Source organism: Methanosarcina sp. (assembly GCF_049706645.1).
Classification (GTDB): Archaea; Halobacteriota; Methanosarcinia; order Methanosarcinales; family Methanosarcinaceae; genus Methanosarcina.
Genome location: NZ_JBNAKP010000015.1, coordinates 22,563 through 35,847, shown reverse-complemented (window position 1 = coordinate 35,847; position 13,285 = coordinate 22,563). Strand labels below are relative to the sequence as shown.

Below are 13,285 nucleotides of genomic sequence, written 5' to 3'. Positions count from 1 at the left end.
ACTGGAATATACGTAGTAGTTATGTCATCCCCTCTCAAATTAAATACATATGTGTCAAGTTTTTCGGTGCCACCTTCCGCAACATTCCGTCTATTATTTTTTAAGTGTTCTTAGAGTAAGCAACATAAAGCCTCACTCGCTTTTCATTGGGTACTCTCTATGTTTCTCTTTAAAAAACTTTTGTAAGCCTGGTATGTCCATTTTGTGAAATCTAACTAAATTATATGCATTGAAAATTATATGTCTCTTTAATACAATACTTCCTAATTGGGAAGTTTATCCACTATAAAAAAACATTATTAATTGGGGGAATTTTATGGAAACGATGGATGCAATTTTAACCAGAAGAAGTATCCGAAAATATTTGCCGGACCCGGTAAACCGGGATGTGATCGAAAATGTCCTGAAAGCCGGAATGAATGCACCGTCCGCAGGAGATGAACAGCCCTGGCATTTCGTTATAATTGACCGACACGACGTCCTCGAAAAAATCTCAGAGGTACATCCATATGCGAAAATGCTGAAGGATACTCCAGCTGCAGTTCTTGTCTGCGGGGACCAGAGCGTTCCTAAATTTAAGGACTTCTGGATTCAGGACTGCTCAGCTGCGAGCCAGAATATGTTGCTTGCTGCCCACGATCTCGGACTTGGGGCCGTCTGGATAGGGGTTTATCCTGCTGAAAAGATGGTTCGGGAAGTCAGGAGTTTGCTAAATATTCCGGATCATATAGCTCCGTTTTCGATTATTGCAATGGGTTATCCGGCAGAAGAAAAATCAGGCAGACTGAGGTACGATACTGCCAGAATCCATAGTAATTCCTGGTAAAATCTTCGGATTAATTATAATAACTGGTTAATAACTGACAAAGCTTCCAAACCATAGTAATATCTGGCAAAAACCCACGCCGCTTTCGGCAAGTACCCGAAGGCATGTATATTACTGGAGTGCATGTACGTTACTGAAGGGGTTATGTAATTTATACGATGTCAATTTTATACCATGTCAATTTTGCTGAAACTTTCCTTTACTTTATCTTTTTGGGTTGAGTTTCTATTAATTCACATATAATTTTTAGAAATGTTCTTTAATTAAATGGGACAATTAAGTGCAAAATTAAGCAGTAAGTTAATAGTAAAGAGGGCTAGTTTATGAAAAAGAAACTGATATCAGGTCTTATTTTATTTATTATTCTTTTTGTTTCACTGCCTTATTCAGCAGGAGCGGCCGATGAAGATATTCTTAAACATACGAGCTCAGGAAACGCTTTTGGGGGTGGAGAGAACCTTCAGATTGACCAGGACATTCAGGGCGATCTGGTGCTTGCAGGATCCCGGCTTGAGATAAACGGAAACACCGGAGACGATTTTATAGGTGCAGGCGGGGAACTGATTGTTAATGGAGACGTTTCAGGAAATATTATCGCAGCCGGCGGTTTAATCAGGGTAAACGGGAATGTAGGTGGAGACGTGGCAGCAGTCGGCGGCCAGATTTTCCTTTCCCGAGACAGCGTGGTTGAAGGGGATATCCTGCTGGGCGGAGGCGAAGTAACGCTTGACGGAACCGTTAACGGGAATGGGGACGTTTCAACAGGTACCCTGAGAACCGGCGACAACTTTGAGCTTAAAGGGAATCTCAGCCTGCAGGCCGATAATTACCCGTCGGATCTGGAAAATAAGGTAGGCGGAAACGTAAACGTTACGCAGGTAAATGCGACGGAAGAGCAATATGAAAGTGCTGCCGAAGGGTTTAGCGTTTTCTCTTTTATAATCGGGCTGCTTGCATCCCTGGCTCTGGGCCTGATTCTTATTTACCTTTTCCCGGGTTTTGTAAGCGGGGTTGCCGAACTCGTAAAAGATTCACCTTTGAAAACCGGATTACTGGGATTCTTTGCTCTGATTTTCCTTCCGATTCTCTCGATAATCCTGCTTTTTACTATCTTCGGGTGGACCCTTTCTGTCCTGATATTCCTGCTCCTTGCACTTGGGCTGCTTATCGCGACAGTGCCCGTGAAACTGCTTGCAGGCGAGGTAATCTACAATAAAATATTAAAAAAGGACGCCGGAAAAATGGTCTACTATCTTGTAGGGGCAGTTATATTTGCAATCGTATATGAAATTCCCTTCGTGGGAGAGCCTATACGTTTTATTGCACTCATTCTCGGGCTGGGGGCGATAATAGCCTGGCTTGCAATCCGAGCCAGGCCGACAAGTTAAGCGGGCAGAGTCTACAGGCAGGTGAAATTTCAGTTTTTTTCGTCCAGGCAGCTTTCAGGCAGATTTTCAAAAAATCTGAGAAAATCTGAAAACTCGAGGAATCTGAAAGTTCGGAGAAAATCCGGAAGTTTGGATATATTCTGGAAGCTTAGAGAAAAGCTGGAAGTTTGGAGATATTCTGGAAGCTTGGAGAAAAACTGAGAAGTGGGAAGGAAGTTTCAGGGAAGGACTTCTTCCCTATATTTTTCAAATCCCAGCCTGTCAAGAAGATCTCCGAACCTTTCTCCATCAAGGCCTTCTCTCCTGTAGTACTCAAAGGTTTTTTCAAGGATTGAGAAAAGCTGCTCCTCGTCTGCAAGCTCAAGAAGCTTTATCCCGTGTTTTGGCTTGCGTCCAAGCTTGCCTCCGACAAAAATCGTGCATCCGGTTTTTTCCGCTCTTAGCGCATCTTTCCTGCAGGCTGCTATACATAACCCGCAAAGGATGCACTTTTCCCGGTCTATGCAGGCTTTATCATCGAGAACTTTTATTGCTTCCATTTTACATGCTTTTTCACAGCGCTTGCAGCCAACACAGTTTTCTTCGATAATTTGTGGTCTTGTCGTACCCATTACTCCAAAATCGGTATCCTGGGGTTTTACGCAGGCAGAAGGGCAGCCTGTCACTGCAATCTTGAGTTTTTTGGGAACAGTTTCCCCTACATATTTTTCATCTATCCTGTGTGCTATTTGCTGGCAGTCGATCAACCCAAATCTGCAAATCTCGTTCCCCTGGCAGGCAACTACCGCCCTTACCCGCTTTCCAGCCGAGCCCCTCAAAACTTCCTGCTTCTCAAGTTCAAAACTTGCTTCTTCAGCCTCTTCGAGTTTGACAAAAGGGATCTCAATTCCTTGCCTCGAGGTTATGTGGATATATCCATGTCCGTATTTCTCGGCAGCATCAGCAATTGCACGCAGTTTTTCTGCGTCAACCCTGCCGCCAGTAGCTTTAATTCGCATTGAAACCATGTTTTCCTGCCTCTGAGGCAGAAATCCTTTACTTTTGAGTAAAGACTCATCAATCTTTTTCTCATTCATATAGGGTCACTTCACTGCAAAGGCATTAAAATTAATGTATATAAAAATAATTAATGGCCCGATTTTTATAATAAATTCTGACCAAAGGTTAGAAAAAGTAGAGAAAAAGTAGAGAAAAAGAAACATAGAAAAAATAAAGAAACATAGAAAAAATAAAGAAAATTAAAGAAAAGAAAAAACATTGAACTGCACAAATACCATATAAAGCGCCGTCCCTGTAAAGATGCTGAGCATGGCATTTCGTTTCCAGAGGTGCAGCCAGGCAACAATGCCTATGGTAAACAGTTCAGGAATCCCGTAAGGAGCTGAAAACCACTGCACGTCTTTCAGGCAGTAAATGACAAGTAGCAGGAGAATCATAGGAGGCAAATTTTTCTCAATAACCGAGAGCATTGCAGGTGGTTCTCTTGAGCCAAAAAACAGGAAAGGAAGGGCCCTGGTCGCAAAAGTTGCAAGCGCAATAACTGCAATGGTTAAGAGCATCTGAGGGGCATCCAGCATCAGTTTTCCTCCCTGGCCTTTTTTTCGGCAGGCTGTACGGAGGCATTGATAGGCCTGAGTTCCTTCTTTGCTTGTGAATTTCTCTGCGTCCTTTGAGTTTTTTCTATTTTTTGCGTGCTTTGCATTCCCTGCTCTTTCGGCATTTCCTGTATTTCTTGCCTTGTCTTTTCCCTGCCCATCAGGATTAAAGTTCCGAGGATAATTGAGGCAAGCAGCATATTGTCAGGGCTAAAAAATATTATGGAAAGGGCTCCTGCAGCCACTGCGGCCATGAAGGGAAAACGCGCCCCGGAATTAAAATACTGCTCTATGGTCAGCACCACAAAAAGCGCAGTCAGCACAAAGCCCATGCCCTCAAGGTTAAGCTCAAGCATGGAGCCAAGTACCACCCCAAGTACGGAACCTGAGATCCAATAGAGATGGTCAAGGGCTGCGACATAAAAATAAAACCTTGACCTCGAGCTGCCCTGCGGGATGTCTGTCGTGGTCAGGAGAGCATACGTCTCGTCGGTTAACGCAAAGATTAGGTAAGGTTTGACCTTTCCGACTCCGGAGAACTTCTCCAGCAGGGACAGCCCGTAAAAGGCGTGCCTGAGATTCAGGAGCAGCGTGGCTATAGCAAACTCAGTCAGCCCTGCCCCGGCAGCAAGTAAGGCTACTGCCAGAAACTGGCCCGAACCTGCATAAACAAAAAGGCTCATCAGGAAAGCGTAGATCCAGTGATATCCTGCACCGTCAAGCAGAAATCCGAAAGCCATTCCGAGAGGTATGTACCCGAGAAGAACAGGAACTGTGGTCTTGAAGGCGCTGACGAAAAGATCTTTATCTCGCTCGCCTGCTTCCCATTTATCCTTCCTGTCTCTGACCATGTTATCACTCTTTTATTTCTCTTGCAAAGCCTTTCTGAAATCTCTTACTTCTGTTACCCTTACCGTAAGCTCTTTTGAAAAATGAAAAACAGAAATTATATTTATCATATTTAAAGATAGTTAGTAAATATACTGATCCTGTACTCTGCATCCGTATCCTGAGTCTCATTTAATGTATCTTTTATCCTGTATCTGCCAGCGATTGGCTATCGTTATAACTTATTACAAGTATTCAAATTTTGGACCGCCCTTGCAGTCTTTGGCGCTTTTACTATGGTCGCTTTTAAGGTTTTATAGCGTTTTTCAGTCATGATCAACACATATTTTAACAGGGATAATCTTCCAGGCTAAACCAAATTTTGGCCTAATCAAGCACTGGAAAACGGCTGCCGCTTCTACCATATTGATATATAAGTGACATTATATTTATCCGTATGAGGGTTATCAGGGGACTGAATTCGCGGTTTACTTTTATCTTGCTCATTTTGATAGCTTTTATCGCATATATCCGGTACCTGACTGACTTTTATATCTTCGAGGATAGGTCTCTACTGGATGCTCTTCTTATCTCTTTAATTGTAGTTTTTCTAGCCCAAATAATAAATTCCATTACCGGAAATCTTATTCTTAGAAGAGTATCGACTGCCAAAGACCGATACACTCTGAGAAAAACTGCATCTATACTTATTACAGTACTTGCTCTTGCCTCCCTTTTTGCGATCTGGGTTGAGAGAACCAGCACCCTTTTTATTGCTTATGGGATTTTCAGTGCCGGAGTTGCAATTGCACTTCAGGACGTTCTGAGAAATATAGCCGGAGGAATTCTCCTGGTTGTAGCTCGTCCTTTTAAAGCAGGAGACCGGATCCAGGTGGAAGATAGTGTAGGTGATGTGCTGGACATAGGAAGTTTCAGTACCACAATTATGGAAATCCGGGAGTGGGTGGATGCAGACCAGTATACTGGCAGGATTCTCAATATCCCGAATAGTTTTGTTCTAAACAAGACGATAAAAAACTATACCAGGGACTATTCTTTTATTTGGGATGAAGCCCGGATTCTGCTGATTTACGGCAGCAACTGGAAAAAAGCCGAAGAAATTGCCCTTAGAACCGCAGGCCCGATTGTAGGGGAGTTTGAAGACCTGGCACGGAGAGAACTCCTGCTCATGGGACAGCGGTATTTCTTTACTACCTATGATGTACAGACAAAACTTTTTATGAAAATGCAGGAAAACTGGATCGAAATGCGGTTAAGATACGTGGTTGAGCCCAGGAAAAGGCGAGCAATCAATCATCTTTTAGTCTCAAGCATTCTTGAAGCCTTTGAGGAAGAAAACGACATCCTGGTAGGAACCGCAACAAGCATCGATCTTATGAATCCTCCGGAAAAAGGATAATAAGTCATATTTAATAAATGGTTTCTTCCGGCTTTTTCCGTCCAGCACACGGACTCTATTGTTTCTCTACTTTTTTCCCTGGTTTCCCTGTTTTTCCTTTACTTTCTTTCTAGTTTTTTCTCTGCTTCTTCTCTACTCTCTTTCTAGCTTTTTCTCTGCTTCTTCTTTACTTTCTTTCTAATTTCTCTGCTTCTTTGCTTCTGTGTCTGGTTTTCCACATAAACGAGATATTAAATCAGATGCGTGTGCCTGTAAAATCTATTTATCTTAACAATAGATATGATATAAGGAGAGGTAATTCGCTGTAAAGAGAAGTAACCCGTTGAAACTGGCATCCTTAAACCTGCTAGTTTTAAAGGAGAGTATAGCTGTGGGCCTGTTCTTCAATAGCTGGAACGATCTTGGAAGGGTTTTAATCCTCGGAGTAATGGGATATATCTCACTTGTTCTTTTGTTAAGAGTATCCGGAAACCGTACACTTTCTAAACTTAATGCATTTGATTTTGTAGTTACAATTGCTCTTGGATCTACTTTCGGATCACTTATTCTAAACAAAAGCATTGCACTCGCAGAAGGTATAGTAGCTTTTGCGGTCCTGATAGGTCTGCAGTATGTAATGGCTTGGCTAGCTGTAAGGTCAGATACTATTAAAAAAGCGATAAAAAATGAGCCCGCCCTTTTATACTACAATGGAGAGTACCTTAAAGATGCTATGAATCGCTCTAGAGTTGTTAAAGGTGAAATTGAGCAGTCGGTAAGGAATCAAGGATATGCCAATCTTGATAAGGTGGAAGCTGTTGTCCTTGAGACTGATGGCAGCTTCTCAATTATAAGCCAGTCCGGAAAAGAGGGAAAAGCACCCGATATTACCGGGCTAAAAGTTTGAAAAATTAGAGCTCAAAATTTTTTTGGGAATTCGTATCAGATTCCGAATCTCTCCTGGCTCTATTATTTGACCTGACATTTCTCCGGGTAGCGGGATCTGATTCATACTCATCCCCTACAGGGGGGACATTCAGGATGTGAAGTTGCGGAGCCCTGATATTGTTCTTCCGGAATTCCATCCAGGCTTTTGTATGTACCTCGGACTCGAACTCGAATTCGTCCCTGAGGTCGTTGACATAAGCCTTGGCCCTTAACCTGGTATAAAAAGGAAGGGCTTTATGTAACAGGATAACAGGGCTTGTTCTGGAAATGTAAACATATTTCGAGCTTACGACAGCTTCCCGCAAAATCCTCATTGCAGTTTTCACGTCGGATTCTCCTGCAATATACAGGTCTATTACCACCATCATTTCCGAAACCCCATAATTTCCGCTGGCAATGGCTTCATTGAAAATCAGGCTGTTGGGGGCTGTAACCGTATTGTCGTCAGGTGTAACCAGTTTCGTTGCCCTGAGCCCTATGTCCGTGACCTCCCCGTAATAGTTTCCAATATTGATCTTGTCCCCTATCTGATATGGTTTTTCAAAGGTAATTACGATTCCCCCGACAAAATCCGCAAAAAGGTCTTTTATCCCAAAACCTATGGCTGCACCCAGAAGCCCTGTCAGAAGAAATAGTTCCGGCCCGAAAATGCTGAATATTTCCCTGAAAATGTAGAAAAAGGCAACAGCGTAGAATACAAATCTTATAGCAGGAATAATCATTTTTACTTTTATCCTGCCTTCTCGGCTCATATTTTCCGAGATTTTCGATAGTACGGCAGTAATGATCCTGCCAAGTATATATGCAGCAAAGACAACCAGAACCATGTCTACGAGAGTTTGCATTTCTATGGATCTGAGAGCTTCAAGAAGCTGCTCCCTGCCTGTCTCTCCATCTACCATTTACCACACCAGCCTTAACTTTTCCAGATATGCAATGACGCTACGCAGGGCTTCGGGTCTGACGCGAAAAGAATCGTCTCCGAATTCGAAAATCAGCCCCAGGTTTAGAAGCCGGAAGATGGTTTCATTCACTCTTAATCTAGAGCCTACCATGTCGACAATTTCATTTTTCTTCAGGCCCTGATATGAAAGAATCAGGTTTAGAACAAAAGCCTCATCATATTCGAGTTCTATATCATACGAAAATTGGCCTATTTTCTCAGGGCTTATGTGAGGATAATGAAGCCCGAGTTCCCATACCCTTACGGCAACGCCAGGGTTACCTTTTGACTCCAGGTGGATTTCCTCAAATACCCGATATTCAGCGGTTTCTTCTTCTTTTTTCTCTTTTTCCTCTTCTTTCTTCAGAAAGCGCCTTTTAAAATATGGTACATTTATTTTCGGGACCGGGACGACAATTTTCCTGCCCAGTGAGGCCAGTTCAAGCGGATGATGTACAATATATATAGCAGGTTCTTCTTCGGACTCTCCACCGTTATTAAATATTATCTCTCCTTCTCCGTATCTTTTGAGGATAAGCGACCTGATATCCTCTTTTTCGAAAGGAGGGATGAGAACCTGTAGTGGAAAGTACTTCCCTAGCTCGAAGGCTTTATCCAGGTATCTCCAGGAATAAAGGTTCCAGGTAGTGACAAATATCCTGTCCTGAGAGCTAATCATGTTCAGAAATTCATAAAATATATCAAAGCCGCCGGGTTTTCTTATGTAGAGAAAATGACAGTTATCCAGAAGTACTACCCTCTTCGTATCCTCGGGCAGCGAAATCTCCTTTTTATCCCGGACAATCCCGGAGAAAATAATTTTTGTCGCCCTGTTTAAGTTCAGTTTCTCAATTTCATTAATCAGGGTAGTCTTTCCGCCAAGGAGTCCGGCTATAATGGCTACGTTAACTCTTTTTCCGACCTCAAAGTCAGCAATTGCTGATTGGATTTCTCCGATCTCGTCCCGCAATCCGAGAATCTCGCCAAAATCCTTTCCTCCGCTCTGCTGAATCCCCACGCTACTCCCTACCCCTATCTTATATTTCTTATATTATACTTAACAGGTCCCGTACTTAATAGATACCGTTAGCATTTTCCAGAATTAAACTGTTTTAAGGCTCAGAATCTCCAGGAGTATCTCCGGGACTAATTGACAGAAAGAATTTTTCGGAAGCCTTAAGCTGGAAACTTTAAATATTTACACTCATTTATAGAGTCTGAAATTATTCTCTTGAATTTATTTCTTGATAATTTCCAGATAATTTCTAGATAATTTCTCAGTAATTTCTCAGTAGTTTCTCAGTAATTTCTCATTAACTTTTCACTTAACCTAACCGAATCTCACTTAATTCCCACTTAACCTGACCTGATCTCACTTAGTGTCTAGAAAATTTAGTTCTGAGTCTTTATAATTAAGAAAGGGACTACAGATGAGGCATTGTCTAAGTATTAATGCCCAATAATTAAATTGCCATGACACTTAGTTCCTCGTTTGACTTTCATTTGGCTTCTTTACCGAACCCTACCCTTTCCGGAGAAATAAACCGTGGATGACTTGATGATTTCAATCCTTGTGCTTTTCCTTGGCCTGCTTGCAGCCTATCTGCTCCTGAAATATATTGATCTGAAAAGCCGGATCGAGTCCCGTGCCAGGGAGATGTACGAAGCCTGGCAGGCGAGAGAGATGGAACGCCAGGTCTCAGAGAAAGCCGAAAATCTCTTCAGGGCCTGGAAGATGGACGAGGAGAAAAAGATCCGCCAGGACGCCGTAAAAAAGAGCGAAGCCGTTATCCGGGGCAAGGTTACGGAACACCTTATCCCCTATTTCCCGGATTTCGAGTACAACCCCAAAGATGCCCGCTTCCTTGGCACCCCGGTAGATTTCATTGTCTTTGACGGCCTTTCAGAAGGAGAAATGAATAAGGTGGTCTTTGTCGAGGTCAAATCCGGAAAAACCGGAGCCCTTTCCCCGAGAGAAAAGCTTGTCAGGGACTGCATAGGCAGAGGAAAAGTGAGCTATGAGATTATCCATAACAGAGAAAACAATTGAGAACCGCTAGTAATTTACCTTTCAAGGGTCTTTGTGTCTTCAGGTTATTACTTTTCTTAACCCCTAATTCTCACAGGTCGCAAGCGACCGGCTTTTCCGGAGAAAATAAACAAGGAGCTGCAAACCCAAAAGAATTCCTGCTTGAATTTATATTAAATCATATTTTTTCAGATCAACAGCTTCACTACAAAACTCAGAATGCAAAAAATGAACTTATAGTAAAAGAGCCTATCCCAAAACCTGGTTTAACCTTATTATTGCTGCTAACATTACAACTCCAAGGTATGATATTTCTTTGATTTCATATCTTGGAAATACTTTTTTACATGACTCTATCCAGCTAAAGAACCTCTCTACTGCACTTTTCTTTTTGTATTCTTCCTGATCTACCTTTATTGGTCTTCCTCTCTTCTTTTTCTTCTGGTTTCTTTTGTTCACTGGTATATTGGACTTTATTCCTCTTCTCCTGTTATATTTTCTAATCTTAGCTGTATCATACATTGCATCAGCTGTCACTTTGGAAGGCCTGTTTACAGGCCTTCCTATGGGTCTCTTTATCCTGAAATTTTTAAGTGTAGGTATATATAGAGTTGAGTCATTCTTATTTGCAGGAACAATAATAATTGAGAGAGGTAAACCCTGTAAGTCTACTAAAACGCTTAATTTTACTCCTTTTACTTTCTTGTAGCCATCATAATCGATGTTTCCCCTTTTTTGGCAGGAATGTCCTTTGTATCAGTAAAGCAATGGGAAAGATCTATCTTCTTTAAATCATAACCTTTGTTTAAAAGTTCGTTGAAAATCTTCTGATAAGTACCATGTTCACACAAATAAAGATGAAATCTATGTACTGTTGACTTGGAGCCATAGCGACAGGGAACGTCTTTCCACGTACAACCTGTCATAACGACGTACAAAATACCGTTCATTAACTTTCGCATATCTGCACGAGGTCTTCCTGTATGTGGTTTCTGTGGAGGAAGATAGGGTTCTATGGATTCCCATAGACCATTATCGATTTCACGGAATGACATAGAAGTAGATTTATAATTTCAACATAATATTAGTTTCGGGATAGGCTCAAATATTAAAAACAGCCGCCCACCGTTAAAAGCTCGATATTTTACCTCAATTCTCCCCAGGGAGGGAAAGATTTCAGCTTTCATTCAATCAAAGCCAATCAGTTCCAGCCGCGCCTCGGCGCGGGACAAGAACGGCCTGGAGACACCGTTTTTGCTGCCTCGGAATAACATCAACCGATTACAGGGGAGCGTCGAAAAAAGTAAAATCTGGAAAATCTAAAATTTATCTCTTATCTCTTATCTCTTTTTATTCCAGTTTCCCCTCTGGCATATAGCACCCAAAATACGTGTTTTGCTCGACCTTTTTCAGGATATTGTTAATACTTTCGAGCGCAGCTTCCATCCTTTCCATTCTTTTTTCAATTTCTCCGATTCTAGCAAGAATTTCCTGGTCAGTTGTCAGAATTTCAACCCCATATATATTTACTAAAATTAACTTAATAAAAGCTTTTGAGTATATTCCAGTATATTCTGCAATCGTTTTATAGTCAACGTAAAACCTCACTGCTGGCTGGTTTAAATAAAATTAAGGTCTATTTTTCCGGGAAATGGGAACAGTAAAGGGGGACGAAAAATACCATGCTGAGAATCGCAGTAACCGGCAGTCCGGGTATTGGAAAATCAACAGTTGTGGCAAAAGCTGCTGAAAAACTTGCCGACCAGCCGGGCTTCAAAATAGGCGGCATCCAGACCGCCGAAATCCGGAAAGAAGGGCAGAGGGAAGGTTTTTCGATCCGGGACCTTGCTACCGGAAAAACCGGAGTCCTGGGCAGCGTCAGAGGAAGTGGGCCGAGAGTTGGAAAATATCACGTCAACCTGGAGGACCTTGAAAAGATCGGGGCAAACGCACTAAGGAGTGCCATGGACTGTGACCTGATAGTTATCGATGAGGTCGGGCCGATGGAGCTCAAATCCGAAGCTTTCGTTTCGGCAGTTGAAGTAGTCCTGGAATCCGATAAACCGGTTCTTGCAGTGCTGCACCGGTCAAGCATTCACCGGCTGGCTCAGAGGATGAGGAAAGAATTCGAGGTATTGATGGTTGATGAGGAGAACCGGGATGAGCTGCCTGAAAAAATCGCAAACCGCTTTAGGGAAATGGGGTGAAATTGATCCTTCCCGCCCCGCCTGCCGCTATTACTGAAAGTGTCGCATTCTGTACCGGAGATATTTACGGAACAATCTCGTCCGAATTCGGGGTGTACTGCAGAACTTCCTGTCTGATCAAAGAAAAGTAAGCTGCCCGGATAAACGGGACCTTCCTGACTTATCCTGCTCTCTGGAAAAAACCGTAACCTGAGTCTTAGCCAGATTTTGTTCCTTGATCAGGAGCTTAATCAATTTTTTTATATAAGAAGCAGCCCGTTTTGCCAGTCGTTGATTATTCTGGTGGCGGTTCTTGTTTCGTCTACTTCGCCTTTCTTTTGCAGGAAATTACACTGCTTGCCTATCAGTTCAAGCACATCATAGGAAATCTCGTTTTCGATTGTGATATTGTAGAAGGCTTCAAGGGCTGCCTTATTTTCGGCAAGCATTTTTTCGATTATTTTCAGGGCGACTCCTATCTTGTCCTTAAGATGAGTTGCATCCTTTATTCCGAGCAAGCCCTGGAGATACTCATCTTTCTCATCAAAAGGGATCACGCCCGGCGTATCTATGAACATGATGCGTGAGCCTGCATCCACATGCTGGACGCCTTTCGTGTGGCCGGATATGGGAGACGTACCTGCCCGGTGACGGCCTGTAACGCCGTTGATTACCGAGGATTTGCCCACATTGGGATAGCCGAGGGTTCCGACAAGGATATCCCGCCCTTTTACAGAGGCTTTTATAGAGGCAGATGCGAGGATCTGGTGCCTCAGCATAGTTGTTCCTGACCTATCTTTGCTGGAAATAAAAATAGTGGGTGCAATTTTTGAGAGGCGGGCTTTGGTTTCCTCAAGTTTTTCCTTTGATACGAGATCGCATTTATTGATTACTATTATGAAAGGTTTGTTTAAGCGGACTATATCACGCTCGACCTCGCTGTTTCGGGTCTCGTCAGGAAACCTGGCATCTATTATTTCAAGAAGGACGTCAGCTTTTTTGATAACATCTTTTACAAGGGCTTTGTAGCTCGCCATATGCTGTGGCTATGGCACAAGCTGATATATGAATTTATAGTGAGGTAGGAATTTTAGAGACGGATGAATTTAAAAATCAGGATTAATGAACCCGGATATAATTATC

General features: G+C 42.5%; 16 protein-coding genes. 7 read left to right on the top strand and 9 right to left on the bottom strand.

Annotated features, from left to right (window positions below):
• Positions 1-316: 316 nt before the first annotated feature.
• Together ACPK8D_RS06035 and ACPK8D_RS06030 are read left to right on the top strand one after the other, a co-directional pair.
• Positions 317-826, top strand: coding sequence for a nitroreductase family protein (locus ACPK8D_RS06035; protein ID WP_424716947.1), 510 nt, complete (start codon positions 317-319; stop codon positions 824-826).
• A 323-nt stretch (positions 827-1,149) separates the two neighbouring features.
• Positions 1,150-2,214 carry a hypothetical protein gene (locus tag ACPK8D_RS06030; protein ID WP_424716946.1) on the top strand — a complete coding sequence of 355 codons (1,065 nt, stop codon included), beginning with the start codon at positions 1,150-1,152 and terminating at the stop codon, positions 2,212-2,214.
• A 218-nt stretch (positions 2,215-2,432) separates the two neighbouring features.
• On the opposite strand, the gene ACPK8D_RS06025 is transcribed toward ACPK8D_RS06030, so the two are convergent.
• The 3 genes from ACPK8D_RS06025 to ACPK8D_RS06015 all read right to left on the bottom strand — a co-directional run bounded on the left by ACPK8D_RS06025 (position 2,433) and on the right by ACPK8D_RS06015 (position 4,660).
• Entirely contained in the window at positions 2,433-3,290 is an 858-nt protein-coding gene (locus tag ACPK8D_RS06025; RefSeq protein WP_424716945.1) for a 4Fe-4S binding protein, read from the bottom strand.
• Positions 3,291-3,452: 162 nt separating this feature from the next.
• Entirely contained in the window at positions 3,453-3,791 is a 339-nt protein-coding gene (locus ACPK8D_RS06020) for a branched-chain amino acid transporter permease (RefSeq protein ID WP_424716944.1), read from the bottom strand.
• On the bottom strand, positions 3,791-4,660 hold the full coding sequence (locus ACPK8D_RS06015) for an AzlC family ABC transporter permease (RefSeq protein ID WP_424716943.1): 870 nt from the start codon (positions 4,658-4,660) through the stop codon (positions 3,791-3,793). Before ACPK8D_RS06015 ends, ACPK8D_RS06020 begins: the two co-directional genes overlap by 1 nt.
• Positions 4,661-5,094: 434 nt before the next feature.
• Between ACPK8D_RS06015 and ACPK8D_RS06010 the strand changes: the two genes are divergently transcribed.
• A complete protein-coding gene (locus ACPK8D_RS06010; protein WP_424716942.1) occupies positions 5,095-6,057 on the top strand; it encodes a mechanosensitive ion channel family protein in 963 nt (320 codons plus the stop codon).
• Between the two features lie 322 nt (positions 6,058-6,379).
• Positions 6,380-6,943, top strand: coding sequence for a DUF421 domain-containing protein (locus ACPK8D_RS06005; protein WP_424716941.1), 564 nt, complete (start codon positions 6,380-6,382; stop codon positions 6,941-6,943).
• A 4-nt stretch (positions 6,944-6,947) separates the two neighbouring features.
• Here ACPK8D_RS06005 and ACPK8D_RS06000 read toward each other — a convergent pair whose 3' ends face one another.
• A complete protein-coding gene (locus ACPK8D_RS06000; protein WP_424716940.1) occupies positions 6,948-7,886 on the bottom strand; it encodes a mechanosensitive ion channel family protein in 939 nt (312 codons plus the stop codon).
• Entirely contained in the window at positions 7,887-8,945 is a 1,059-nt protein-coding gene (locus tag ACPK8D_RS05995) for a hypothetical protein (RefSeq protein ID WP_424716939.1), read from the bottom strand.
• A gap of 528 nt (positions 8,946-9,473) precedes the next feature.
• On the opposite strand from ACPK8D_RS05995, the gene ACPK8D_RS05990 reads away from it, so the two are divergent.
• A complete protein-coding gene (locus tag ACPK8D_RS05990) occupies positions 9,474-9,977 on the top strand; it encodes a Holliday junction resolvase-like protein (RefSeq protein ID WP_424716938.1) in 504 nt (167 codons plus the stop codon).
• Between the two features lie 228 nt (positions 9,978-10,205).
• Here ACPK8D_RS05990 and ACPK8D_RS05985 read toward each other — a convergent pair whose 3' ends face one another.
• From ACPK8D_RS05985 to ACPK8D_RS05975, 3 genes are all read right to left on the bottom strand, one after another.
• Complete coding sequence (locus tag ACPK8D_RS05985) at positions 10,206-10,679, bottom strand: transposase (protein WP_424717147.1); 474 nt, start codon at positions 10,677-10,679, stop codon at positions 10,206-10,208.
• Entirely contained in the window at positions 10,652-11,011 is a 360-nt protein-coding gene (locus ACPK8D_RS05980; protein WP_424716937.1) for a transposase, read from the bottom strand. The genes ACPK8D_RS05985 and ACPK8D_RS05980 overlap by 28 nt, the downstream gene beginning before the upstream one ends.
• Positions 11,012-11,306: 295 nt before the next feature.
• Positions 11,307-11,564 (bottom strand): hypothetical protein, encoded by a 258-nt coding sequence (locus ACPK8D_RS05975; RefSeq protein ID WP_424716936.1) that lies wholly within the window; start codon positions 11,562-11,564, stop codon positions 11,307-11,309.
• Positions 11,565-11,638: 74 nt separating this feature from the next.
• Between ACPK8D_RS05975 and ACPK8D_RS05970 the strand changes: the two genes are divergently transcribed.
• Together ACPK8D_RS05970 and ACPK8D_RS05965 are read left to right on the top strand one after the other, a co-directional pair.
• Positions 11,639-12,163: an NTPase gene (locus ACPK8D_RS05970; protein ID WP_424716935.1), complete on the top strand. Its 525-nt coding sequence runs from the start codon at positions 11,639-11,641 to the stop codon at positions 12,161-12,163.
• The gene (locus ACPK8D_RS05965; protein WP_424716934.1) at positions 12,160-12,294 is read left to right on the top strand and encodes a hypothetical protein; all 135 of its coding nucleotides are present in this window, start codon (positions 12,160-12,162) and stop codon (positions 12,292-12,294) included. The genes ACPK8D_RS05970 and ACPK8D_RS05965 overlap by 4 nt, the downstream gene beginning before the upstream one ends.
• A gap of 108 nt (positions 12,295-12,402) precedes the next feature.
• Here ACPK8D_RS05965 and ACPK8D_RS05960 read toward each other — a convergent pair whose 3' ends face one another.
• On the bottom strand, positions 12,403-13,179 hold the full coding sequence (locus ACPK8D_RS05960) for a GTPase (RefSeq protein WP_424716933.1): 777 nt from the start codon (positions 13,177-13,179) through the stop codon (positions 12,403-12,405).
• Positions 13,180-13,285: the final 106 nt, after the last annotated feature.

Excerpts from the sequence above, each read along its gene's own strand:
- ACPK8D_RS06030 (WP_424716946.1), top strand. The coding sequence starts at position 1,150 with ATGAAAAAGAAACTGATATCAGGTCTTATTTTATTTATTATTCTTTTT.
- ACPK8D_RS06000 (WP_424716940.1), bottom strand. The coding sequence starts at position 7,886 with ATGGTAGATGGAGAGACAGGCAGGGAGCAGCTTCTTGAAGCTCTCAGA.
- ACPK8D_RS06010 (WP_424716942.1), top strand. The coding sequence starts at position 5,095 with ATGAGGGTTATCAGGGGACTGAATTCGCGGTTTACTTTTATCTTGCTC.
- ACPK8D_RS06020 (WP_424716944.1), bottom strand. The coding sequence starts at position 3,791 with ATGCTGGATGCCCCTCAGATGCTCTTAACCATTGCAGTTATTGCGCTT.
- ACPK8D_RS05960 (WP_424716933.1), bottom strand. The coding sequence starts at position 13,179 with ATGGCGAGCTACAAAGCCCTTGTAAAAGATGTTATCAAAAAAGCTGAC.
- ACPK8D_RS05970 (WP_424716935.1), top strand. The coding sequence starts at position 11,639 with ATGCTGAGAATCGCAGTAACCGGCAGTCCGGGTATTGGAAAATCAACA.
- ACPK8D_RS06015 (WP_424716943.1), bottom strand. The coding sequence starts at position 4,660 with ATGGTCAGAGACAGGAAGGATAAATGGGAAGCAGGCGAGCGAGATAAA.
- ACPK8D_RS06025 (WP_424716945.1), bottom strand. The coding sequence starts at position 3,290 with ATGAATGAGAAAAAGATTGATGAGTCTTTACTCAAAAGTAAAGGATTT.
- ACPK8D_RS05980 (WP_424716937.1), bottom strand. The coding sequence starts at position 11,011 with ATGTCATTCCGTGAAATCGATAATGGTCTATGGGAATCCATAGAACCC.
- ACPK8D_RS06035 (WP_424716947.1), top strand. The coding sequence starts at position 317 with ATGGAAACGATGGATGCAATTTTAACCAGAAGAAGTATCCGAAAATAT.